We start from the raw sequence: 24,875 nt of genomic DNA on the forward strand, positions 1-24,875 counted from the left end.
CTACTTTTTGGTGCATATCACTTGGTTATCAAACCTTAAGTTTACACTACTGTACGTGTTAATTGTCTTATCGTTTATCGCTTTTTTATAAAAAGCTTTAAAATTATTTATCTTCTTTTTAAGCTTATTTAAACTTCCAAGATGCACTACAAAATCAAATTTTCTTAAGCGTAAGCTTATATCTTGATTTTCGGCTTGAATAATTTCTATAACATGCTGTTTTAAAAAATCATCTTCATCTATAGTTTTTGCAATTCTATAAATAGTTTCAAGCTTCGTTTTATAAACTTTACCTGTCACCAAAGGTACTCTCGCCGAATAATTATCGGATAATGGCATAAAAGACCCTTCATCATCTACGTAATATGAAGCGTTTGTATGCACTCTAGCGATAGGTCGTTTTTGCTCAATTTCTGCCGTAAGCATGCCATTTACAGACATATATACTTCGGCATTTTTAACCATTGGATTAGAACTTAGGGCAGATTCTAATTCATTCAAATCTATAATATCTTTATGCTTATTATGAAGACCTTTAGGATTTTGTATTAACAATTTACTAACATTATTATGGGTTAAAAACAAGTTATTAGTACCTGTAAATTCAACCTTTGGTTCATTAATGACACGATTTTTATTTCGCTCCGCCGAAAACGCATACAAAAACCCTACTAACACTAGTAAAAACAAGACTTTTATGTATCCGTAATTAATCTTCATTTAGCAACCCTTTTTTAATTTTTTTGACCTCTTCACCAATATCTCCAGCCCCAATTGTGAGGATAATTTTGGTTGAACTATTTTTTATAGTTTTAATTAAATTTTTCTTTGTTACTAAAACCTTGTTTTCATTGTCTATTTTATCTAATAACCATTGCGAGTTCACACCATCAATCGGCAATTCTCGCGCAGGATAAATATCCAATAAAACCAACGCATCAAATTGCGAAAGCGCCTGCGCAAATTCATCTGCGAAATCTCGGGTTCTTGAAAATAAATGAGGTTGAAAAACGGCCAAAACCTTATCGTTTGGATACATTTCTCTAACGGCTTGATGCACAGCGTTAATTTCTTCAGGATGATGTGCATAATCATCAATAAACACCAAATCGTCCCTTTTAATTTGATAGGTAAATCGTCTTTTAACACCTTTGTAGTTTGCTAAAGCCTTGGCAAGCTGCGGCTGAGGGATGCCATATTCTACAGACATCGCCAAGGCTATTAATGCATTAGACAAGTTGTGTCTACCAGGTAGGTTAAATTTGAAATTTTTAAGAACAGTTTTAGGCGTTTTTACATCAAAAATGTAACTGCCATTTTCTATTCTAATATGTTGTGCGGTATAGTCTGAATTGTCTTCTATACCGTAAGTTATTCCGTCAAGTGGCAAACCATTTTTTACAAACAGCTTGCCGTTTGGCTTTATTTTTTTTGTAAAATCTTCGAAGGATTTCGTGAGTTCTGAAGCGTCACCATAAATATCTAAATGGTCTGCATCCATAGATGTTACACAAGCGTAATCTGGAGATAAGGTTAAAAAAGAGCGGTCAAATTCATCTGCTTCAACTACAGTAGCTTCTGTTCCGTTTACAATTAAGTTTGAATTATAATTCTCACTTATGCCACCTAAAAAGGCAGTCATTTTTACATCACACTCATTTAGTAAGTGACCCAAAATACTTGTCGTGGTTGTTTTCCCATGCGTACCTGCAACGGCAAAGCAGAATGTGCTTTTAGTAATTTCCCCAAGAACTTCTGAACGCTTTTTAACTTCAAAATTATGTGATTTAAAAAAGTTTAATTCTGAGTGTGACGCTGGAATCGCTGGCGTGTAAACCACAAGCGTATTTTCCTTTTGTTTGAAATTATCTTGAATCGCATTTACATCATCTTCAAAATGAACAGCAACACCTAAATCTTCTAGAGCTCGAGTGATATCCGAAGGTGTTTTGTCATAGCCAGCGACTTGATTTCCGTTAGCTACAAAATACCGCGCCAGAGCACTCATGCCAATACCGCCGATGCCTATAAAATAGATATTTTGTTTTTTGCTATTCATATTATCTGAGAAGCTTTTCCACTTCGTCCGCTATATCTTTTGTAGCATTTACCAGTGCTAATTTCTTTATGTTTTCACCTAATGCTTCTCTTTGTTCTTTGGAAATTACTAAACCTTTAAAAACAGAATTAAAATCTGAATCTAATTGAGATTCTTTTATAAGAATTGCAGCGCTTTTATCAACGATTGATTGCGCATTTTTGATCTGATGGTCTTCTGCCACATTTGGTGATGGAATAAAAATTACAGGTTTACCAACCACGCATAATTCTGAAACCGAACTTGCGCCAGCTCTTGAAATTATAATATCAGCTGCTGCATAAGCTAAATCCATTTGATTTAAAAATGCGTGCACTTGAATATTATCTACAGAATTATGTTTGCTGTACTGATCTTGGTACAATTTTCCGCATTGCCAAATGAGCTGAATGTTATTCGACTTAAAAAAATCAAGTTTACTTTCTATAAGTTGATTAACACGTCTTGCTCCTAAACTTCCGCCTAAAACGAGAAGCGTCAATTTATTTTCAACAAGTTGAAACTCTTTTTTTGCTGCTTCAGTTTTACCTTCAACTTCAATTAAATCTTTACGAATAGGATTTCCTGTTAGCACCAGTTTCTCCTTAGGAAAAAATCGTTCTAAACCATCGTAAGCCACACAGATTTTATTGGCTTTTTTACTCAATAATTTATTGGTAATTCCTGGATATGAATTTTGTTCTTGTATCAACGTCGGAATTCGTTTTGAATTCGCCGCATGCAATAACGGTCCACTTGCAAAACCACCTGTTCCTATCACCACATCCGGTTTAAAACTTCTGATGATTCGAATAGATTTTAATAAACTTGACATTAATTTAAATGGAAACTGAAGATTTTTCAAAGTCAACTTTCGTTGAATTCCAGAAATCCAAAGTCCTTGAATTTTGTAACCAGCTTGAGGTACTTTTTCCATTTCCATTCTATCTTTTGCACCAACAAATAAAAACTCCGCTTTTGGGTAACGCGACTTTAATTCGTTAGCAATAGCAATTGCAGGATAGATGTGTCCGCCTGTTCCGCCGCCTGATAAAATAAATTTATATGTCGATTTATTTTGACTCAATTTTATATTGTTTCCGATAAAATATCTAATGGATTATCTTCTCTAGTTTCGTCTTCTTTTGCTTTTATTTCTTCACGTTTTGCGCTTACACTTAAAATAATTCCTATTGCTAAGCACGTCATCCAAATTGATGTTCCACCACTACTGATTAATGGTAAAGTTTGGCCTGTGACTGGGAATAATTCCACCGCTACAGCCATATTTATTAAAGCTTGAAACACAATTGGTAACCCAACACCAAGCACTAATAATTTTCCGAAAATGGTATCTGATTTTTGAGATACAATCACTAATCTAAATAACAACCATGAGTACATCACCAACAGAAATAACCCACCAACAAGTCCGTACTCTTCTATAATAATAGCAAATATGAAATCTGATGATGATTGCGGCAATATATTTTTTTGAATGCTTTTTCCAGGACCCAAACCACTTACGCCGCCGGATGCAATAGCGATTTTAGCGTTTTCTATTTGGTACGCTTCTTGAGTTTTCTCATCACTAGTAAAACTTTCAATTCTACTCATCCAAGTATCTACACGGTTTGGCATCACTTCTGGAAAGGATTTTGCAATAAGTATAAAAAATATCAATGCTAATACACCCGAGCCAATAATAACCAAAAGATATCTCACAGGATAACCTCCCAAAAAAGTAAGTAGTACTACCATTAAAAACATGATAGCAGTTGTTGAGAAATTGGCTGGTAAAATAAGTGCAAGTACAATAAAAACTGGCGCCCATAATGGCAGAATTGTTTCTTTAAACGAAACGGCTTTATCTTTAATTTTGGACAAATATCTCGCTACATAAACCATCAAAACAACCGATGCTAAAGTTGATGTCTGAAATGACATGTTGAGTATTGGTATTTTAATCCAACGGCTCGCATTGGCACCATCAATAGTAGTTCCTTGCAACACAGTTAAAATTAACAAGACAATAACTACAGGAATCATAATCATTGATAATCCTCTAAAATAGCGATATGGAATTCGATGCACCGCATACATAATGGCGAAGCCTAAAAATAAATGCATGGAATGTTTTACCAAATAAGAAAAGGTGTTACCCGAGCCGCCAGTATATGCCAAATTACTAGCTGCTGAATACACAGGTAAAAATGAGAAAATTGCCAATAACGTTGCTATTGCCCAAATTAACCTATCACCTTTTATATTTTTAAAAATCCCTTGTGCCATTTGTCTTGTTAGACATCTTCCTAGAAGAAAGAATTAAGTTTATAATTTTCTAACCGCTTCTTTAAATTGACGACCTCTATCTTCGTAATTTTCGAACAAATCAAAACTTGCACATGCTGGCGATAACAACACATTATCACCGGCGCTTGCAATTTTGTAAGCAATCTTAACAGCTTCGCTCATAAACTGCGTTTCGATGATAACATCAACCATATTACCAAAAGTTTGCATCAGTTTTGTGTTGTCTGTACCTAAGCAGATAATAGCCTTTACTTTTTCATTTACAAACTGAAAAACTTCGCGGTAGTCGTTGCCTTTATCTACACCACCAACAATCCAAACAGTTGGCGCTTGCATACTTTCTAGAGCGAAATATGTTGCGTTGACATTCGTGGCTTTTGAATCATTTATGTATTGTACTTTGTTAATACGTAGTACATTTTCCAATCGATGTTCTACACCTTGAAAGTTCTCTAAACTTTCGCGAATGGTTTGCTTTCTAATCTTAAGTAAATGTGCCGCTGTTGAAGCAGCCATTGCATTTTTAACGTTGTGTTTACCGTCTAATGCTAGTTTTTTTATTGGCATAATTATATGGTTGTTATCTATGTTTATTATTATATTTTCTTCTTTTATATATGCGCCGTTTTCAAATTCTTTCGTCAATGAAAAAGGCAATTTTTGAGATTTAATAGGATTATTTTCTAACCATTCTGAAATCACTTCGTCATCCGCATCGTAAATGAAATAATCGTCTTCCGTTTGATTTTCTATTATTCTGAATTTTGATGCGATGTAATTTTCAAATTTGTAATCATATCTATCTAAATGGTCTGGTGAAATATTTGTCAGAATCGCGATATGTGGCTTAAAATCTTGGATATCATCTAACTGAAAACTACTGACCTCAAGCACATAATTTTGATGATTTTTTTCTAAGATTTGTTTTGCAAAACTGTCTCCAATATTTCCCGCTAACCCAACATCCAATTCTTGCTTTAGAATATGATGCGTTAGACTTGCTATTGTGGTTTTTCCATTGCTTCCTGTAATTGCTACCAAGGTCGCATCTGTGTAATGTGAAGCAAATTCAATTTCAGAAACCACATTAATTCCCGCTGTTTTGATTTTTTGAATCAACTCCACTTTATCTGGAATTCCTGGGCTTTTCATAATGATATCCGCATTCAGAATTAATGATTCAGAATGCTGTTTATCTTCCCATTTAATCTCATTATGTATAAGAACGTCCTTGTAATTCTGTTTTATTTCACCTTTATCAGAAACAAAAACATCATAGCCTTTTGCTTTTCCTAAAAGTGCCGTGCCAACACCACTTTCTCCACCGCCGAGAATTACAAGCCTTTTCATTTATCTAATTTTCAATGTCACAATAGTTAGGATTGCCAATAGAATTCCGACAATCCAGAATCTGGTAACAATTTTACTTTCGTGAAATCCTGATTTTTGATAATGATGATGTAAAGGCGACATTTTAAAAATGCGTCTGCCTTCGCCATATTTTTTTCTTGTGTATTTGAAATAACCAACTTGTAACATCACTGATAAATTTTCTGCTACAAAAATTCCGCACAGAATAGGAATTAACCATTCTTTACGGACCGCAATTGCGATTACTGCTATGATTCCTCCAATGGTTAAACTTCCTGTATCGCCCATAAATACTTGAGCTGGATAGGTATTATACCATAAAAAACCGATTAAAGCACCTACAAAAGCAGCGATATATATGGTGATTTCTTCAACACTTGGTATGTACATGATGTTGAGATACTCTGAAAAAATGATGTTACCAGAAACCCAAGCAAAAATTCCCAATGTGAGTACAATTATGGCCGAAGTTCCTGCCGCCAAACCGTCAATACCATCAGTAAGATTTGCAGCATTTGAAACCGCAGTAATAATTAGAATTGCAGCTAATATGAAAATTATCCAAGCATATTTTTCTAAATTCGGGTTTATCCAAGTGATTAAATCTGCATAGTCGAACTCATTATTTTTTACAAAAGGAATTGTTGTTTTTAATGATTTCGCCTCTTCTTCAAATAATTTCGAAGGTTCGATATCAGGATTTTCAGCCAACAATACTTTTTGTTGTTCTATTGGCAATTTTTCCTTCATTGTCACATCTTGATGGAAATAAAGCGTTGCTCCAATTATAATTCCTAAACCGACTTGACCGAGAACTTTAAATTTTCCTTTTAAGCCTTCTTTATCATTTTTAAACTTCTTTATGTAATCATCTAAAAAGCCGATTGCGCCCATCCAAACTGTAGTGACAATCAGTAGAATGATATATATATTATCTAGCTTAGCGAATAATAATACTGGAATTAACGTCGCCAAGATGATGATAATTCCACCCATTGTTGGCGTTCCCGCTTTTTCAGCTTGACCTTCTAAACCTAAATCTCTAATAGTTTCACCAACTTGTTTTGTTTGTAAAAAACGAATGATGCGCTTACCATAAACAATAGAGATTAACAAAGACAAAATCATTGCAATCGCCGCTCTAAATGTCAAGAACCCAAAAAGTGATGCTCCAGGAAACTGAAACTGTTTTTCTAAATAATCAAACAGGTAGTATAACATAGTTTTACTTTTGCAATTGTTTTAAAAGTTCGCTGACAATTCTATAGTCATCAAAATCATTTTTTACACCATTTATATCCTGATAGGTCTCATGCCCTTTACCAGCAATAAGAATAATATCGTTAGGTTGCGCTAATTGACACGCTGTTTTTATAGCCTGTTTTCTATCTAAAATTGAAAGCACTTTTTTAAAATTTTGTGGTTCAACTCCAGCTTCAATATCATTGAGAATACTTTGTGCATCTTCCGTACGCGGATTATCACTTGTAAAGACTACTTTTGTGCTTAATGCTGAAGCAATATGTCCCATTTTCGGACGCTTTGTAGCATCTCTGTCGCCACCACAACCAACAACCGTAATTAATTCTTCATTTTTAGTTCTAATGGAGTTGATAGTTTCCAACACGTTTTTTAAAGCATCTGGTGTATGAGCATAATCGACAATGGCAGTAATTTTTTCGTCTGAAACAAAATATTCAAAACGGCCACTTACACTTTCGAGTTCACTGATGTATCTTAAGCTTTCTTCATTTTGGAGTCCTAATAATTCTGAAGTTGCATAGATGGCGAGTAAATTATAAGCGTTAAAATTTCCGATTAGTTTTGTCCAAACTTCATTGTCATTCAGCTTTAATAACAATCCACCAAACTGATTTTCTAAAATCTGCGCTTTGTAATCTGCGTAAGTTTTTAAAGCGTATGTGTATTTTTTTGCATTGGTGTTTTGCAACATTACCAATCCATTTTTATCGTCGGTATTTACCAAAGCGAATGCTGTTTTTGGTAAGCCATCAAAAAAGGCCTTTTTTACATCACGATACTCTGCAAACGTGCTATGATAATCTAAATGGTCATGAGATAAATTGGTGAAAATTCCGCCTTCAAAATGCAAACCTTCGGTACGTTTTTGATGAATGCCGTGTGAACTTACTTCCATAAAACAGAACTCTACGCCTTCGTCATTCATCAACTTTAAAAATCTATTAATCGTTAGAGAATCTGGTGTCGTGTGCGATGTTTCGTAAGTGGTATCATCTACCATTATTTTCACGGTAGATAATAAGCCAACTTTATAACCTGCCTTTTTGAATAATTGGTATAGCAGGGAACTCACAGTAGTTTTACCGTTTGTTCCCGTTGTACCGACTAACTTTAAGTTTTCTGAAGGGTTTTCGTAATAATTTGCCGCCATAAAAGCGAGCGCCTCGTTAGAATTTTCGACTTCTATATAGGTAACGTTATCTTCTAATTTTTCTGGTAATTTCTGACAAACAATCGCAATTGCACCATTATTAATAGCTTTAGTAATGTAGTCATGACCATCTGAAAGCGTACCTACAAGCGCCACAAAAACATCCTTAGATTCAATCTTTCGAGAATCAAATTCAATCTTGTTCACAGACACACTCGTGTTGCCCGAAACCGCATTGATTTTAACCTTGTATAATATGTCCTTTAAAAGTTTCACGATGCTTCTAAAATGATAGTTTGATTCGGTTTGAGTTTAATATCTTTTGAAACAGATTGCGACTTCACTTCGCCGCTTCCATTCAATTTTACTTTTACATTTACGTCCATATTTTCCAGAAAAGCCACAGCATCCATCGCTGGCATTCCCACCAAATCTGGCATGATGGTTTTGTAAGTGTTTGAGACTTTGTTAAATTTTTCAAAGTCCGAAATAATGTCTTCATTCTTAAATTCCACTGTCTGCATTTCTTCAATCAGTGGCGTATCTGTATAAATTTTTTGAGCAATACGTTTAAAAACTGGACCAGAAACATCTGCACCATAGAAACCAACTTTTGTACTTGGTTTATGAATCACCACAATGCAAGAATATTTTGGATTGTCCGCAGGAAAATAGCCCGCAAAAGACGATACGTATTTTGGGTCTTTACGCCATTCTTCATAATCGGCATAATCTGTTCGTGCTGTTCCTGTTTTTCCTGCCATTGAAAAGGTTTCGGAATACAATTTTTTACCTGTTCCGCGCTTCACTATATTTTCTAAAATCACTTTTATTTTTGAAAGCGTTTGGTCCGAACAAATCTTATCTACAATCACTTCTTTTTCAAAAACTTCTATTTCTCTATCAAACTCCTTTACTGCTCTTAAAAAATGAGGTTTAATTAATTCGCCATCATTGGCAATTGCATTATAAAATGCCAAAGTTTGAAGCGGTGTCAATTGCATGTTATACCCATAAGCCATTGATGGCAAAGCATTACGACTCCAAATCTTGTCACCTGGCTTTGGTATCACAGGCTCACCTTCACCAATAATAGAAACACCTAAAGTTTGGTCTAACTTCCACGTACGAAGTCGCTTCAAAAATTTCTCTGGATTTTTAGAATAATGTTCATCTACAATAGTTGCCAAACCGATGTTTGAAGAGACTTCCAGTGCTTTTGCTGCCGAAATTTTTCCATGTCCAGAACCAGAATCTGTGATTGGACGACCGTAAAACATTTTGCGGCCATTCTTAGTATCTACCACAGTTGACGTATCAATTACTTTATCTTCTAGCGCCGCCATCATTGCCATAACCTTAAAGGTTGAACCTGGCTCATGACTTTCGCCAACCGCATAGTTAAGACGTTCGTAGTATTTACCTTCACGATTTCTACCTAGGTTTGAAATGGCTTTGATTTCGCCCGTCTTTACATCCATAACTACTACACAACCGTGTTCTGCTTCGTATGTTTCTAACTGACCTAATAAGGAATGATGTGCAATATCTTGGATATTAACATCTATCGTGGTATAAATATCATACCCATCACGTGGCTCAACTTCGTTAGCATCACGAATTGGTTTCCACTCGCCTTTTCCTATTTTTTGTTTGAGGCGCGTACCATTTTCACCTCTTAAATATTTTACTCCAAAAGCACCATCAATTCCGACGCGAGTTGCATAATTATTTTCATCAATTTTCTCGTAACCAATTGAACGCTCAGCGATGCCACCCATGGGATGTTCACGCTTTGTCGATTGGTCGTATACAAAACCACCACGAACAGAACCCAAATTGAAAAGTGGAAAGTTGCGGACGCGGATGAATTCAGAATATGATAAATTTTTAAGCAACAACAAATACTGGTCTTTTGTACGCCTCGCTTTTCTGATTTTTTTCTCTATGCCATTTGAAGATTTTCCTGTGAAAGCTGAAAGCGAATCGCTTAATGGCTTGATGTATTTTTCGAAATTTTTGTTTGAAGAGGTTACAGCATCAATAGCAACATTATATTTTGGAATTGATGTTGCCAGCAAACTTCCATCTGCAGAATAAACATTACCACGGTTAGCAGGAATCTCGAAACGCTTTACCGTTCTTTTTTCTGCCATAGCACGATATTTATCGCCTTGAATAAACTGAATGGAACATAACTTAAACACTACGGCAAGCGCAAAGACAAACATACAGCCTGCCACGAAGTACAATCTGTTTAATATGTTAGTTTCTGATGTTGCCAATTTAGTCTTGTGTTTTAATTTTTATTTTTTTTGGAGGATTTTTTGAAATTTCCAACCCTTTTTCTTCTACTTTTTTTACAATGGTCGATTCCATTTTTAATCGCATTAATTTGGAACGTCCATCTACAAAAGCACTTCGCATTTCTTTAACTTCGTTATTTAATCTAGATATCTCAAAAACCTTTTTATCTGCACTATGCGCACTTGCAATCATAATTATGGCTAGCCCAGAAATAAAAAGAATGACCCGCCAATTTTTGAACGAATCATCACTGATTAGAAATGTACCTCTTAATATGCTGTAGATACTTTTTTTCATCCCATCTGTCCTTCGGACATCTTCCCAAAGGGAAGACTTCTTTTTAGTTATTAAATTTTTTCAGCGACTCTCAGTTTTGCACTCCGTGCTCTGTTATTTATTTTTATCTCGTCTTTTGTTGGCACAATTAAACCACCTACTTTTTTTAAAGGCACTTCGAAATTGCCAAACATATCTCGCTCTGGTTCGCCTTCAAACAATCCGTTTCTTATAAAGCGTTTCACCAATCTATCTTCTAGAGAGTGGTATGAAATGAAGCTTAATCTTCCTTTCGGTTTTAAAATTTGTGGCATTTGCAACAACAATTCTTTTAAAACTTCAATCTCTTGATTTACTTCTATCCTGATGGCTTGATAAATCTGAGCCAATACTTTATTTTCTTTTCTATGATTTAAAAAGCGTTTTAAAACCGTTTTTAATTGCTCGCTTGTTTTTATTGGCGACGTTTTTCTAGCTTCAACAATTTCTCTTGCCATTGCTGGCGCTTGTCTTAATTCGCCATATTGCAAAAACACATGTCGCAACGCTTCTTCATCGTACTCATTAACTACTTGAAAAGCTGATAATTCATTTTCCTGATTCATTCGCATATCTAAATCAGCTTCGAATCGGGTTGAAAAACCACGCTCCGCAACATCAAACTGATGCGACGACACTCCAAAATCTGCTAAAACACCATCAACTTCTTTAACACCGTAAAACTTTAGAAAGCGTTTTATATATCTAAAATTCTCATTAATTAATGTGAATCTTTCGTCGTCAATTGTATTAGCCAAGGCATCTATGTCTTGATCAAAAGCGTAAAGCTTCCCGTTTGGACCAAGTCGATTTAGAATCTCACGGCTATGTCCGCCGCCACCAAAAGTGACATCAACGTAAACACCATCTGGCTCAATTGCCAAACCATCTACCGTTTCTTTTAAAAGAACTGCATTATGATAATCCGTCTGCTCCATCATCTTGTCCCATTACTTCTTCTGCTAAATCTGCAAAATCTAAAGCCGCATCATCAATAGCAGTTTCGTACTTGTCTTTATCCCAAATCTCCACAATATTCACTGCAGAAGCCAATACGGTTTGTTTTGTGATACCAGAGAAATTCAATAAATCTTTCGGAATTAAAAGTCTTCCTGTAGCATCAACTTCGACGACTTTTACACCAGCAGTAAAACGACGAATGAATGCGTCATTTTTTTTGTTGAAACGGTTAAGCTTATTCACCTTTTCCATCAGCTTTTCCCATTCTGGCATTGGATACAATTCTAAACATGGTTGAAAAACTGCACGCTTTAAAACAAACCCAGATTGCATTACAGGCGCCAACTGTTTTTTTAAAACAGCTGGCAACATAAGTCTGCCCTTTGCGTCGGCTTTTACTTCGTATGTTCCTATTAATGCGTTCAAATGATTGGGTCAAAAAAGGTTGTAAAACAATTTTAAAATCAAATATATCGAAAATTTACCCACATTTTACCACTTTCTACCACTTTTGTTAATAAGTTTTCTGTTTTTAAAAAAAAATAAGCGAGCAGCAAAACAATTGAAAGCCGTATTCTTCTAATAAAATGGAGCAAATTTTTGAAGCATATTTCGTAATGATTTAACTATATTTGCTCTTAACAATACTAACCAATGCATGGCACACCTTTTAAAGGAAGAAGGAGATTTTAAATATATCGAAGTCGGTGAAGGCACACCAATCATTGTGCTTCACGGACTTATGGGTGGTTTAAGTAATTTTGATGGTGTAACGGATTTTTTTAGCGAAAAAGGCTATAAAGTCTTAATTCCTGAATTACCCATTTACACCAAACCTCTACTTAAAACTAATGTTAAGACATTTGCCAAATACCTTCATGATTTTATTGAGCATAAAGGTTTTAATTCTGTCTTGCTTTTAGGAAACTCTCTAGGCGGACATATTGGTTTGTATCACACCAAATTATTTCCAGAAAAAGTAAAAGGTCTAATTATAACAGGAAGTTCTGGACTTTACGAAAGCGCCATGGGTGGCGGTTACACTAAACGTAGTGATTACGAGGTTATAAAAAAGAAAGCGCAAGACGTATTCTACGACCCAGAAGTGGCAACAAAAGAGATTGTAGACGAAGTTTATGAAACAGTAAATGACCGAAATAAACTTATTAAAACACTAGCTATTGCTAAAAGTGCAATACGTCATAACATGGCAAAAGACTTACCAAAAATGCAAACGCCGACTTGTATTATTTGGGGCAAAAACGATACTGTTACGCCACCAGAAGTTGCAACAGAGTTTCATGAGCTATTACCAGATTCTGAATTATTTTGGATAGACAAATGTGGTCACGCTGCTATGATGGAACATCCTGACCAATTTAATAGGATTTTGTTTGATTGGTTGCGAAAACGAGGTTTTTAAAAAAAGCCCATCCTAATCCTTCCCAAAGGGAAGGAAACTCTTGCTCTAAAACTCATTCTCAAAACTCTTACTCTAAAGGTTTTTGTTTCAAAAATGCCTTAATTAAAAGAAGTGTATTTTTGTACTTTGATTAACTGAAAATTGCTTCCATTTAGGAAGCTGGACGCGGAAGCGTACTGATGGGATGAAAATAAAATCTGCTGAATTTGTTGTAAGTAACTCGGTTGTGGAAAAATGTCCACAACAACCTCTACCTGAATATGCGTTTATAGGGCGAAGTAATGTTGGTAAATCTTCATTAATTAATATGTTAACCGACCGAAAGAGTTTAGCAAAAACATCTGGTCGACCTGGAAAAACACAACTAATTAATCATTTTTTAATTAACGACAATTGGTTTTTAGTAGACTTACCTGGGTATGGTTATGCTCGAGTATCGAAGTCTACAAAAAAGACCTTTCAGAAGTTTATTACTAACTATTTTGAACAACGCCAACAACTTGTTTCTGCATTTGTTCTTATAGATATTAGGCACAAACCGCAACCTGTAGATTTGGAGTTTATGCAGTATTTAGGCGAAAAGGAAATTCCGTTTTCAATTATTTTCACCAAAGCCGATAAACTAAAACCAAAAGCTATTGAGCGTCATGTTGAAGAGTACTGCAATCATCTGCTGCGTTTTTGGGAAGAGTTACCGCCGCATTTTGTGACTTCTTCTAGTAAGAAAATTGGGCAAGATGAAGTGCTTGGGTTTATTGCAGAGACTAATGAGGAGATTGAGGGTTTAAGAAATAATATTTAAATGAAATATTTCTTTTACTTTTTTGTGATTCTGTTTAGTTCTAATTTTAGTATTGGTCAAGCGAATATTTATCTTGATGTTGACAAGAAAATCATAGACAAAGATACTTTTCATCTAAAATGGTTTAATCGTGCTAATATGCTATCTCGATGGGATTCCATCGGTGAAGTCAAAAAACATTATGCGATGTTACGACATAATCTATATCAAAAAGGAATTTCTAATTACAATCAAATAAAGACTGAACTCGAAAAAATTACAAAAACAAAAATTCCTGATAGTACTATTATATTATTAAGTTATAAATTTAAGGATGATTTGTGTATCAATTATATAGATAATTATTGGACACGTGGAGAAATTAAAAATAGAAAAAAATGGCTTGAACCCAGGTTGAAAAAATTTGAAGAAGCAAATTTTTTTTACTTGTGGCTGTTTGAAAACGGTATCAAATTGAGAACAAAATCAAACGAAGAACACGAATTTTTTTTCTTAGATAAAAATAATTTTTTTAGAGAAAAAATTTTTACCAGCCAAACTCTATGTAGTTCTTCTGCAATTATAACTAAGAAGGGAAAGATATTAGTAATGAACGGTGAAGGTTCGTACATGGATTTGTATAATCATTTTATTAACAAGGAAATACCTTTGTTTTTCAAAAACTAATTCTTCACATCCAAAGCATCGCGTAAGGCATTACCAATTAGCATAAAAGCCATTACCAAAACCATAATGCAAATTCCTGGAATTAATGCCAAGTATGGTTTTCCGAGTATTATATAATTATAATGGTCTTTTATCATTGCGCCCCAACTTGCCATTGGTGGTTGTGCGCCTATTCCTAAAAAGCTCAAGCCACTTTCTATTAAAATAGCGGCTGCAAAATTTGCTGCTGATATTACAATTAATGGCGCCATAATATTTGGCAAAATATGCTTTGTAATTATTCTGAAATCTGTAAATCCTAACGCTCTTGCCGCTGTGACATATTGCAATTGTTTTGCACCAATGATTTGTCCGCGAACAACTCTAGCAACCTCAACCCACATGGTTAAACCTACGGCGATAAAAACTTGCCAAAAACCTTTACCTAATGCTAATGTGATTGCAATAACTAATAATAAAGTCGGAATTGACCAAGTGATATTAATAATCCACATTATAAAAGCATCAATTTTTCCTCCGTAGTAACCTGCCAAACTTCCCAAAAATAAACCCACAAGTAAGGAAATAAAAACCGCAACAAAACCTATAAAAAAGGAAATACGCGCTCCGATTAGAATTCGGCTTAAATAATCGCGTCCGTACTTATCTGTCCCGAAAATGAAAGTGCGGTTGTTAATATAAGATTCAACTTCAGAATTAGGAAAAACGGATAAATTGATACTTTTTTCTTGACCAATTAATCCATCATCGGCATATTCGGTGTAGTTGAGTTGTTCGTTTTTAATATAATAACTTGAAATTGGGATTTCGGTAGTAACATCATCCGTACCGAAAAACAGTTTTGAAAGCCAAGTGGATTCGTCTTTAATTTGATTTGGCATTTCTAGTATTTGAACCTGAAATCCTGGAGATTTAGAATGTATAGACAAATGCATTTGATTTGCATTTTTAGAATTGTCAGGCACCAAAACATATGCAAAAACAGAAATAAACCCAATGATTACAATAACCCAAAAACTAAAGACGCCCCAAATATTCTTCTTGAATTTTTGGAGCGCCAATCTTGTTAGTGAATTACTATTTTTAGTCATTTGTCTTCAGTTTGATTTTTGACTGACGTCTGAAATAGCAATTTATATATTTCAAATTATAATGTTTAAACTTTTTTTAATTTTTAATATCAGACACTATGTTTTTAATTCCGTAAGCAATTTTTAAATCATTCAACACATTTAAAGCTTCTTCAACATAAACATCTTTACTTAGGCTTTTGTGCCAGCGTTTACGCTTTTCTTCTAAAATAGAATCTTTTTCAATTAACTTTAATTCATACGGTAATGATTTAAAAGTTAAATCTGTCTGATAATCAGTCAATCTATCGAAACGTTTAGCATACTCCTCATTTTGCTCTAAGCGTTGTTTGTACTTTTCATAATTAAGAGAAAACGATTCATTTTCACGGATATCGTTAATCCACTTAGCGTTTTCATCAATAAGCTTTAATTGCTCATTGTTTTCGATACGTTTTTTACTTTTTTCAATAGCTTTATCATAATCGAAATAGTTCCCCCAAACCTCATATTCCGCTGAGTCTATCTTGTCCCAAGCTAGTGGATTATCTTGCGTGCGCTCACCAATACCAATATATTTGTATCTGTCTGGAACGATGATATCACTCTTTACTCCTTTTAGTTGTGTAGAACCACCATCAATTCTGTAATATTTGTCGGTCGTAAACTTTATTGCGCCTAAATCTCCGTTAGAATTGTTTCGTACCATTCGGTTTAAATCAACAACATTTTGAACTGTTCCTTTTCCAAATGTTTGCTCGCTTCCGATAATTACAGCACGTTTATAATCTTGCATCGCTGCAGCTAAAATCTCTGAAGCTGAAGCAGAAAGTTCATTAACCATAATTACTAATGGTCCATCCCAAACAATTGATTTGTCGGTATCGCTAAGAACACGTTTGTCTTCTGTAGTGCTTTTTACTTGTACGATTGGTCCTTCTTCAATAAATAAACCTGCCATATCTACGACTGCACCAAGTGAACCACCACGATTGTCTCTAAGGTCTAAAATTATACCTTCGATACCATCTTTTTTTAATTCTTCAATTTGGCGCTTAACATCAATTGCAGAGCTTACTCTATCATTTCTGTCAAAATTATCATAGAAACTTGGCAAATTAATGAGTCCATATTTTTTACCATCCTTAATTACGGTGGATGATTTTGCATAGGTTTCTTCTAAAACAACTTCATCGCGCTCAATTGAAATGTCCTGAATTGTACCATCGTTCTTTTTTACGGTAAGCGTAACAACTGTTCCTTTTGGACCGAGGATAAATTTGATAGCATCTTCTAAACGCATGCCAATTATACTGATGCCTTTTTCTTCGTCTTCTTGTCTAACTTTTAAAATTTGGTCACCTGGCTCAAGCTCATTTTGTCTCCAAGCTGGTCCACCACTAATTAATTCGCTAATAGAAATGACATCTAATTTGCGCTGTAATCTTGCTCCAATACCATTGTATTTCCCAGACATATCTCTATCGAAACGATCTTTGTCCTCTGGTAAAAAATAAAATGTATGTGGATCAAATTCTCTAACAACAGCATTTATAAATACACCAAACCAGTCGTTACGACGTCTTTCTTGTATGTAAGTAAAAAGTTCCTCCAAAGATTCTTTTGTAGCTTCACGTGCATCAACTTCTAATTCTTTTTCAGATTTTAGTTCTACTGTCTCGTCTTCTTCAGCCATGATTCTATTATTTTCAATGGCTTCATCAAAATTTGCAATTGTAGAAAATTTTAGTTGCTTTCTCCAACGCTCCTTTAAGTCACGCTTATTTTTAGCGTAGTCTAAATCTTCGTAATCACTATTAAACTCTTCATCCTCCTCATAATCAAAAGGCTTATCTAATATTTTAGTATAAATTTCTTTTGATTCTTCAATACGCTGAATTAAACGATTGTATGTTAAATCGAAAAAAGATACATCGTATGCTTTTAATTGATCATCTAATTGTGTTTTGTATGCTTCAAATTCTTCAATATCTGACTCATAGAAATAACGCTTAAATGGATCTAATTGTTTAATGTAATCGTCAAAAACACGTTCAGAAAAATCATCATTAATGTCTTGCGGCGCAAAATGACCTTGGTCTAATAAGTAGGTAATTAATCTTACCAGTAATTTATCTTTATCACCATCGCCTTCTACTTTATTTGTAAAACTACACGAAGCAAATGCTATGGCTATTGCTAGTAGTAAAAACTTATACTTCCCTTTCATTCTTTATTTCATTTTTTAAATTGAAAAATAATTCTTTCATTAATTCACTAAAGTAGAGGAAAAAATCGTGCCAAGAAACCATAGTATTGATAATTTTTTGTTAAACCAAGTATATCTTACTTTTCGGCGGTATTTTAGTATTTTAGCAAGATTAAATTAAAACAAAAACATGGCAAAAAGACCGCTTATATTGGTAACTAACGACGACGGAATTACTGCACCAGGAATACGCACCTTAATTTCAATAATGAATACCATTGGCGATGTAGTTGTTGTAGCACCCGACAGTCCGCAAAGCGCCATGGGTCATGCCATAACGATTAACGCAATTTTACATGTTGAAAAAGTAACCATCGATGATGGTCCACAAACCGAATACAGTTGTTCTGGCACACCAGCGGATTGCGTTAAATTAGGTGTTAGAGAAATTTTAGACCGCAAGCCAGACCTTTGTGTTTCTGGCATAAATCATGGCTCTAATTCCTCTGTTAATGTTATTTATTCAGGCACAATGAGTGCCGCTTTAGAGGCTGGAATTGAAAGTATTCCGGCCATTGGTTTTTCTTTATTAGACTATAACTGGAACGCAAATTTTGAGCATTGTAAATCTTTTGTAAAAACCATTGCAGAAAATGTTATAAAGAATGGATTACCAAAAGATGTGGTTTTGAATGTAAACATTCCGAATATCACTAAAAACGAAATAAAAGGCATTAAGGTTTGTAGACAAGCAAGAGCTAATTGGGAAGAAAAATTTGACAAGCGTACTAACCCAATGGGGCGTGATTATTTTTGGCTTACTGGCGAATTTGTAAATATGGATAAAGGTGAAGACACTGATGAATACGCATTGGCTAACCATTACATTTCTGTGGTACCGGTTCAGTTTGATTTGACGGCGCACCATGCTATACAACAACTAAATACTTGGGAATTTAACTCATGAAATATTACATAGTAGCAGGCGAAGCTTCTGGTGATTTGCACGGTTCAAATCTCATGAAAGCTTTATATAAAGAAGACCCAAAAGCAGATATTAGATTTTGGGGTGGCGACCTTATGCTGGCGGTTGGCGGCACATTGGTAACGCATTATAAGGAGCGTTCTTTTATGGGTTTTGCTGAAGTGATTGGTAACCTTAGAAAAGTATTGGGCTTTATAAAATCTTGTAAAAAAGACATAGCAGAATTTAATCCAGATGTTATCATTTTTATTGATAACTCTGGTTTTAATTTACGTATTGCCAAATGGGCAAAATCCGAAGGTTTTAAAACGCATTACTATATTTCGCCACAAGTTTGGGCATCTCGTGCTGGTCGTATAAAAAAGATAAAGCGCGATATAGATGCGATGTACACCATTTTACCTTTTGAAAAAGAGTTCTATGATGGTTATGATTACAAAGTAAATTTTGTCGGGCATCCATTAATTGATGCGGTTTCAAATCGGGAATTGGTCAATGAAACAAAATTTAGAAAAGCGCATAGTTTAAACACAAAACCCATAATCGCACTTTTACCTGGAAGTCGAAAGCAGGAAATTAAAAAAATGCTAAATGTCATGCTCAGCGTAGTTGACGATTTTGAAGATTATCAGTTTGTCATTGCTGGTGCACCGAGTCAGGATTTCAGCTTTTACAAATCAATTATTCAAAATAGAGACATCGCTTTTGTAGATAATAAAACATACGATTTGTTAAGTATTTCTTTTGCAGCATTGGTCACTTCTGGTACAGCAACTCTAGAAACAGCTTTATTTAAAGTACCGCAAGTGGTATGTTACAAGGCTGGAAATATTTCTTATCAGATTGCAAAGCGCATTATAACTTTAAAATTTATTTCATTAGTAAATTTAATAATGGACCGCGAAGTAGTGATCGAATTAATTCAAGACGATTTAAACACCAGACGCTTAAAAAAAGAATTGGCATTAATTCTTAATCCAGAAAAACGCGAACAACTATTTATAGATTATTTTGAATTAGAGCAAAAGCTGGGCGGCAAAGGCGCCAGTGAAAATGCCGCAAAGCTCATCGTTGAAGCTGTTAAAAAATAATTGAATTAGAACTGCGTTTATTTGTAATACATTTATGAAAAAAATCCTACTCATCTTTTCTATTTTAGCATTATTAAGCAGTTGTGGTGCATCAAAAAAAACTACAAAGCGCAATAAACCACAACCTGTTAGAACCACAAAAACTCGAACCACAAATACAAGTAAAACTGTTTCAAAAGAAGCAGAAGCTATTGTAGAATACGCAAAACGTTTTGAAGGTACCAAATACAAGTATGGCGGCTCGACTAAAAAAGGGATGGATTGCTCTGGCTTAATTTACACTTCTTTTGGAGCTCATGATATTATAATGCCTAGAACTACTTCAGCGCTTTCTAAAACTGGAAGTTGGGTAGATATTAAAGAAATTGAAGTGGGTGATTTGGTGTTTTTTGCTACCAAAAAAAATAGCAGAAAAGTAAATCATGTAGGTATTGTTACTGAAGTAAGAAATGATGATTTTTCCTTTATTCACTCATCATCAAGTCGTGGTGTTATGATTTCAAAACTTTCTAATAGATATTGGTATTTGGCTTACGTACAAGCACGTAGATATTTGTAAATAAAAATTTTGTAGTAACTTTCTGTAATGAAGTTGCTCAATTTCAATATTATTATACTTACAATTTGCCTTATAATCGGCATTTGTCTAGGGTTCTATTTTGAAATCTCATTAACTATACTACTATCAGTCTTTGGTATTCTTTTGGTTGGGTTACTAACCGTTCACATTTTAAAGAGAACATACGCATCTCGCACATTTGGAGTTTTTGCGCTATTAATTTTTATAAGTATCGGATTTATAAGGTCTAAACTTTATGATGACACCCATCAAAAATCTCACTACACAAACTCAGATATTAATTATGAAGTTTACCAAGATTTTACATTAAGAATAAAAGAACGCTTAAAACCCGACAACTACAATTACAAATTCATTGCAGTAATTGAAAGCTTAAATAATAAATCGGTTTCAGGGAAATTATTAATCAATTTTAAAAAAGATTCAATTTTTGAAACTATTAAAATAGATGACATTCTGTTTGCAAATACTCAATTATTGGAAGTCGTAAAGCCTAAAAACCCCAATCAATTTGATTACAATGGTTATTTAAAAGAGCGAAATATTTACCACCAAGCTTATTTAAATTCTTCTGAAATTATTTTGCTTAAATCTACACCAACATCTGTATATGGTTATGCAGATGCGTTTAGAAACAAGGTCAACATTAAATTAAAGCAACAAAACTTTTCTTCAGAAACATTATCAATTATCAATGCACTTTTACTTGGACAACGACAAGATATCAGTGAAGAAACCTATAATAATTATGTCAACGCAGGTACGATACATATACTTGCTGTTTCTGGATTGCATGTCGGTATTATTTACTTAATTCTAAGTTTTTTATTAAAACCTTTGCATCGTTTAAGGCATGGTAAATTTTTTATAAAGCCTATCTTAATTATATTAATTCTTTGGGCTTTTGCTTTTATTGCAGGGTTGTCACCTTCTGTGACTCGTGCGGTAACGATGTTCAGTATTATAGCATTTGCAGATTTTTACAAAAGACCTAAAAATATCATAAACACCCTTGTAATTTCAGCTTTTATACTTCTACTCATTAAACCTATATATTTATTTGATGTAGGTTTTCAGATGAGTTATTTGGCGGTTTTGGCAATTGTTACAATACAACCTTTAATTTATAAACTCTGGCAACCACGCTTTTGGCTTATTGATAAGTTTTGGCAAATTTTCACAGTTACATTGGCTGCGCAAGCTGGTGTAGCACCAATTAGCTTATTCTACTTTCATCAGTTTCCGGGATTATTTTTTCTTTCAAATTTAGTAATCATACCATTTTTAGGTTTGATTTTAGGCTTTGGAATTTTAATTATTTTTCTTTCGCTTCTAGATTTACTCCCAGAATTTCTTGCGAAAGCTTTTAATACTGTTATTGAAAGTTTAAACGGGTTTATAGCTTGGGTTGCTCAATTTGAAAACTTTCTACTTAGAGATATTTCGTTTAGTATATACCACATTTTTGCTAGTTATCTATTTATAACAAGCTTAATTTACTTATGGAAACAAAAATCATTGAAAGCGTTACAATTTTCTTTAATAAGCATTTTAGCGTTTTCAGTTGTTTTAATATACACAAAGAATAAAAACAATTATAGCGAGTTTGTAATTTTTAATAAAACCCGTGCTACTATTATTAGTGAAAAATCAAATTCATCTTTATTGTTATTTCACAATCTTGATACTGATGAAATAAACAAGAATAAATCAATTAAAAATTATGCGGTTGCTAATTTTACATCTGAAGTATCTAACAAAAAATTAAGTACTGTCTATAAATTTGATGATGAGATATTTTTAATAGTAGATAGTTTAGGAGTTTATGAAATTAAAAGCTTTCAACCTAGTTATATACTATTGAAAGATTCGCCAAAAATAAATCTCAATCGATTAATTGATAGTATAAAACCTCAACTTATAATTGCTGATGCTAGCAATTACAAATCTTATGTTAAACGTTGGAAAGCAACTTGCGAGCATAAAAATATCCCTTTTCATAGTACATTTGAAAAGGGAGCATTTGTATTAAAATCTGACTAATTACTTTGTTTTAAACGTATGTTTAAACTCTGTTTGATACTTAGTCCAATCTTCCTTTGTAACCACTTCTTTATGCTTGTTTGTTGCAAAAAGCTTTAAATAAATTTCGATTTGTTTTGGCACTAAATACCCCGAAATTGGAGCAATAACATTTAAGTCTTCGTCAAAGAACACCATAGTAGGATAAGCTCTAACTTGCAAATAAGATGCAAATTGATGGGGTGCATTTCTACGATTTGCTTTTGCAGGGTCATAATTAGGGTTTGTGAAAGTATTGCCCTTAAAAGTAACTTCTTCATTTCCTTCTCCATTAAATTTAACGGCGTAGTAATTTTTATTAATGTAGTTTGCTACGTCTGGATTTCCAAACGTATTTTTATCTAACATTTTACACGGACCACACCAAACAGTGTATACATCCATAATAATTTTACGCGGTTCTTTTTTCTGAAGTTCTTGGGCTTTTTCCATAGTTACCCAATTAATTTTTTGTGCCGATACGTTGAGCGATAATAATAAAACAAACGCTCCAAATATTAGTTTTTTCATAATTTATATGTAGCAATTAGTTTGCCAAACTTACAAAATTCAAAACGCTCCAAAAGGAGCGTTTTGAATTTTGTAAATGATTATCTAATGCCATGCATCATTTTAATTAAAGTTCTATTTAAAATTAGCATTATTATACCTGCTGCTACAGGAATAGCTGTAAATATTAAGAAGAACGTTGCCATACCGTATTCTTCAACTATTGGGTCAATATAGCTACCTGTCCAGCCAGCTGTTAGGTTTGCAATAAAGTTTGCTACAAACCAAATACCGAACATCATACCTACTAATTTTAACGGCGCTAACTTACTTACGTAGGACAAGCCCACTGGAGATACACACAATTCTCCAAGCGTATGTAATAAATATGCTAACACTAAGAAAATCATACTTACAGATGCTGTTTTAGCTCCTAATGGAATTCCCATAGAACCGTAAGCTAAAATACCAAAACCTAGACCCAGAAGAATCAGTCCGATAGCAAATTTTACTGGACCAGAAGGATTGTACTTACTTTCCCAAACTTTAGAAAATAAAGGAGCAAATGCAATAATAAAGAATGAATTTAAAATCCCAAACCATGAAGCTTTTACTTCTGCAACTTCAGCACTGAATTCTCTTACTAACATCCAAATTACAATTCCCCAAATAATTACAAAACTTGTTCCTAATAATATGTTAGAAACAGCATATTTAGCAAATGTTTGCTTAAACAACATCGCTAAAACCCATGTAATAATCAACATTGGAACGACAGTTAAAACAGTATTGAATACTTTAAAAGTCGTTGCGCCATCACCTGTTAAAACACGGTCTGTATAATCAGCTGCGAAAATAGTCATGGAACCACCAGCTTGCTCAAATGCCCACCAGAAGAAAATAGTAAAAAATGAAAATACACCAATAACTTTTAATCGGTCTGCTGTTATTTTAGATTTAGAAGCATGTTCTGCGACAGCCTCAATTGCATCTTTTGTATCTTCTAGAGAATCCTCAATTGCATCATCAAAATCTTCAGCATCTTTTGGAGATAAACCTATATTTCCAAATATTTTCTGAGCGAAATAAAATTGCAACATCCCAAAGAACATAAAAATACCTGCTAATCCAAAACCATAATGCCAACCTACTGACTCTCCTATATAACCACATAAAAGAATACCTAAAAATGCTCCTGCATTAATTCCCATATAAAAAATTGTATAACCAGCATCTTTCTCTTTTCCTTGAGATTTGTACAATTGACCAACAATTGAAGAAATATTTGGTTTAAATAAACCATTTCCAATAATTAATAACCCTAAACCTATGTAGAAAAACATATCTGCTGAAACTTCTAGTGCCATTGATGCATGACCTAAAGTCATCAACAACGCACCGAGTACAACAGCTTTTCTATAACCTGTAAATTTATCTGCTATAAAACCACCTATAATTGGTGTTATGTAAACCAATCCTGTGTACCATCCATAGAGGAGTAATGCTTCAGAACGTTCCCAACCCCAACCACCTTCACCAAGGATAGCAGCTGTTAAGAATAACACCAAAAGTGCACGCATTCCGTAGTAAGAAAAACGTTCCCACATTTCTGTAAAAAACAGTACAAATAAGCCTGATGGATGACCTAATACTGTCTTCTGATTAATTTCCGAGCCTCCAAATTTAAATTCCATATATAATTGTATTTAGTTAGTGTTTTAT

At 34.0% G+C, this 24,875-nt stretch carries 22 protein-coding genes; 7 read left to right on the plus strand and 15 right to left on the minus strand.

The window, feature by feature from the left end; genetic code table 11:
• From ACFQ1Q_RS02600 to mraZ, 11 genes are read right to left on the minus strand one after another with little or no spacing between them, the layout of a single operon-like run.
• Entirely contained in the window at nucleotides 1-720 is a 720-nt protein-coding gene (locus ACFQ1Q_RS02600) for a cell division protein FtsQ/DivIB (protein ID WP_386127691.1), read from the minus strand.
• Nucleotides 710-2,059, minus strand: a complete 1,350-nt coding sequence (murC, locus tag ACFQ1Q_RS02605) for a UDP-N-acetylmuramate--L-alanine ligase (RefSeq protein WP_386127693.1) — start codon at nucleotides 2,057-2,059, stop codon at nucleotides 710-712. Before murC ends, ACFQ1Q_RS02600 begins: the two co-directional genes overlap by 11 nt.
• A gap of 1 nt (nucleotide 2,060) precedes the next feature.
• Nucleotides 2,061-3,164 carry an undecaprenyldiphospho-muramoylpentapeptide beta-N-acetylglucosaminyltransferase gene (murG, locus tag ACFQ1Q_RS02610; RefSeq protein ID WP_386127695.1) on the minus strand — a complete coding sequence of 368 codons (1,104 nt, stop codon included), beginning with the start codon at nucleotides 3,162-3,164 and terminating at the stop codon, nucleotides 2,061-2,063.
• Nucleotides 3,165-3,166: 2 nt separating this feature from the next.
• Nucleotides 3,167-4,369, minus strand: a complete 1,203-nt coding sequence (locus tag ACFQ1Q_RS02615; RefSeq protein ID WP_386127697.1) for an FtsW/RodA/SpoVE family cell cycle protein — start codon at nucleotides 4,367-4,369, stop codon at nucleotides 3,167-3,169.
• Nucleotides 4,370-4,408: 39 nt separating this feature from the next.
• Entirely contained in the window at nucleotides 4,409-5,740 is a 1,332-nt protein-coding gene (murD, locus tag ACFQ1Q_RS02620) for a UDP-N-acetylmuramoyl-L-alanine--D-glutamate ligase (RefSeq protein ID WP_386127699.1), read from the minus strand.
• The gene (gene mraY / locus ACFQ1Q_RS02625) at nucleotides 5,741-6,982 is read right to left on the minus strand and encodes a phospho-N-acetylmuramoyl-pentapeptide-transferase (protein WP_386127701.1); all 1,242 of its coding nucleotides are present in this window, start codon (nucleotides 6,980-6,982) and stop codon (nucleotides 5,741-5,743) included.
• Nucleotides 6,983-6,986: 4 nt separating this feature from the next.
• Nucleotides 6,987-8,450, minus strand: coding sequence for a UDP-N-acetylmuramoyl-L-alanyl-D-glutamate--2,6-diaminopimelate ligase (locus ACFQ1Q_RS02630; RefSeq protein WP_386127703.1), 1,464 nt, complete (start codon nucleotides 8,448-8,450; stop codon nucleotides 6,987-6,989).
• Entirely contained in the window at nucleotides 8,447-10,405 is a 1,959-nt protein-coding gene (locus ACFQ1Q_RS02635) for a penicillin-binding protein (RefSeq protein WP_386130138.1), read from the minus strand. The genes ACFQ1Q_RS02630 and ACFQ1Q_RS02635 overlap by 4 nt, the downstream gene beginning before the upstream one ends.
• 55 nt (nucleotides 10,406-10,460) lie before the next feature.
• Nucleotides 10,461-10,778: an FtsL-like putative cell division protein gene (locus ACFQ1Q_RS02640; protein WP_386127705.1), complete on the minus strand. Its 318-nt coding sequence runs from the start codon at nucleotides 10,776-10,778 to the stop codon at nucleotides 10,461-10,463.
• A gap of 50 nt (nucleotides 10,779-10,828) precedes the next feature.
• The gene (gene rsmH, locus ACFQ1Q_RS02645) at nucleotides 10,829-11,737 is read right to left on the minus strand and encodes a 16S rRNA (cytosine(1402)-N(4))-methyltransferase RsmH (protein ID WP_386127707.1); all 909 of its coding nucleotides are present in this window, start codon (nucleotides 11,735-11,737) and stop codon (nucleotides 10,829-10,831) included.
• Nucleotides 11,712-12,182 carry a division/cell wall cluster transcriptional repressor MraZ gene (mraZ, locus tag ACFQ1Q_RS02650; protein ID WP_386127709.1) on the minus strand — a complete coding sequence of 157 codons (471 nt, stop codon included), beginning with the start codon at nucleotides 12,180-12,182 and terminating at the stop codon, nucleotides 11,712-11,714. The genes rsmH and mraZ overlap by 26 nt, the downstream gene beginning before the upstream one ends.
• Nucleotides 12,183-12,414: 232 nt before the next feature.
• Between mraZ and ACFQ1Q_RS02655 the strand changes: the two genes are divergently transcribed.
• The 3 genes from ACFQ1Q_RS02655 (at nucleotide 12,415) to ACFQ1Q_RS02665 (ending at nucleotide 14,647) form a co-directional block, all read left to right on the plus strand.
• The gene (locus ACFQ1Q_RS02655; RefSeq protein WP_386127711.1) at nucleotides 12,415-13,179 is read left to right on the plus strand and encodes an alpha/beta fold hydrolase; all 765 of its coding nucleotides are present in this window, start codon (nucleotides 12,415-12,417) and stop codon (nucleotides 13,177-13,179) included.
• Between the two features lie 184 nt (nucleotides 13,180-13,363).
• Nucleotides 13,364-13,981, plus strand: coding sequence for a ribosome biogenesis GTP-binding protein YihA/YsxC (gene yihA, locus ACFQ1Q_RS02660; protein WP_386127713.1), 618 nt, complete (start codon nucleotides 13,364-13,366; stop codon nucleotides 13,979-13,981).
• Nucleotides 13,982-14,647 carry a hypothetical protein gene (locus tag ACFQ1Q_RS02665; RefSeq protein WP_386127715.1) on the plus strand — a complete coding sequence of 222 codons (666 nt, stop codon included), beginning with the start codon at nucleotides 13,982-13,984 and terminating at the stop codon, nucleotides 14,645-14,647.
• Here the strand turns inward: ACFQ1Q_RS02665 and ACFQ1Q_RS02670 are convergent.
• On the minus strand, nucleotides 14,644-15,738 hold the full coding sequence (locus ACFQ1Q_RS02670) for an ABC transporter permease (protein WP_386127717.1): 1,095 nt from the start codon (nucleotides 15,736-15,738) through the stop codon (nucleotides 14,644-14,646). The two genes, ACFQ1Q_RS02665 and ACFQ1Q_RS02670, sit on opposite strands and share 4 nt — an antisense overlap.
• A gap of 76 nt (nucleotides 15,739-15,814) precedes the next feature.
• Nucleotides 15,815-17,947, minus strand: coding sequence for a carboxy terminal-processing peptidase (locus ACFQ1Q_RS02675; RefSeq protein WP_386127719.1), 2,133 nt, complete (start codon nucleotides 17,945-17,947; stop codon nucleotides 15,815-15,817).
• 169 nt (nucleotides 17,948-18,116) lie between these two features.
• On the opposite strand from ACFQ1Q_RS02675, the gene surE reads away from it, so the two are divergent.
• The 4 genes from surE to ACFQ1Q_RS02695 are packed head-to-tail and all read left to right on the plus strand — an operon-like array spanning nucleotide 18,117 to nucleotide 22,625.
• The gene (surE, locus tag ACFQ1Q_RS02680) at nucleotides 18,117-18,893 is read left to right on the plus strand and encodes a 5'/3'-nucleotidase SurE (RefSeq protein WP_386127721.1); all 777 of its coding nucleotides are present in this window, start codon (nucleotides 18,117-18,119) and stop codon (nucleotides 18,891-18,893) included.
• Nucleotides 18,890-20,002, plus strand: a complete 1,113-nt coding sequence (lpxB, locus tag ACFQ1Q_RS02685; RefSeq protein WP_386127723.1) for a lipid-A-disaccharide synthase — start codon at nucleotides 18,890-18,892, stop codon at nucleotides 20,000-20,002. Before surE ends, lpxB begins: the two co-directional genes overlap by 4 nt.
• 34 nt (nucleotides 20,003-20,036) lie before the next feature.
• Entirely contained in the window at nucleotides 20,037-20,561 is a 525-nt protein-coding gene (locus ACFQ1Q_RS02690) for a C40 family peptidase (protein WP_386127725.1), read from the plus strand.
• A 27-nt stretch (nucleotides 20,562-20,588) separates the two neighbouring features.
• The gene (locus tag ACFQ1Q_RS02695) at nucleotides 20,589-22,625 is read left to right on the plus strand and encodes a ComEC/Rec2 family competence protein (protein ID WP_386127727.1); all 2,037 of its coding nucleotides are present in this window, start codon (nucleotides 20,589-20,591) and stop codon (nucleotides 22,623-22,625) included.
• On the opposite strand, the gene ACFQ1Q_RS02700 is transcribed toward ACFQ1Q_RS02695, so the two are convergent.
• Both ACFQ1Q_RS02700 and ACFQ1Q_RS02705 read right to left on the minus strand, forming a co-directional pair.
• Nucleotides 22,626-23,174 (minus strand): thioredoxin family protein, encoded by a 549-nt coding sequence (locus tag ACFQ1Q_RS02700; RefSeq protein WP_386127729.1) that lies wholly within the window; start codon nucleotides 23,172-23,174, stop codon nucleotides 22,626-22,628.
• Nucleotides 23,175-23,254: 80 nt separating this feature from the next.
• Nucleotides 23,255-24,847, minus strand: a complete 1,593-nt coding sequence (locus ACFQ1Q_RS02705; RefSeq protein ID WP_386127731.1) for a peptide MFS transporter — start codon at nucleotides 24,845-24,847, stop codon at nucleotides 23,255-23,257.
• Nucleotides 24,848-24,875: the final 28 nt, after the last annotated feature.

The sequence above is a fragment of the Winogradskyella litorisediminis genome, assembly GCF_042675765.1.
GTDB lineage: Bacteria > Bacteroidota > Bacteroidia > Flavobacteriales > Flavobacteriaceae > Winogradskyella > Winogradskyella litorisediminis.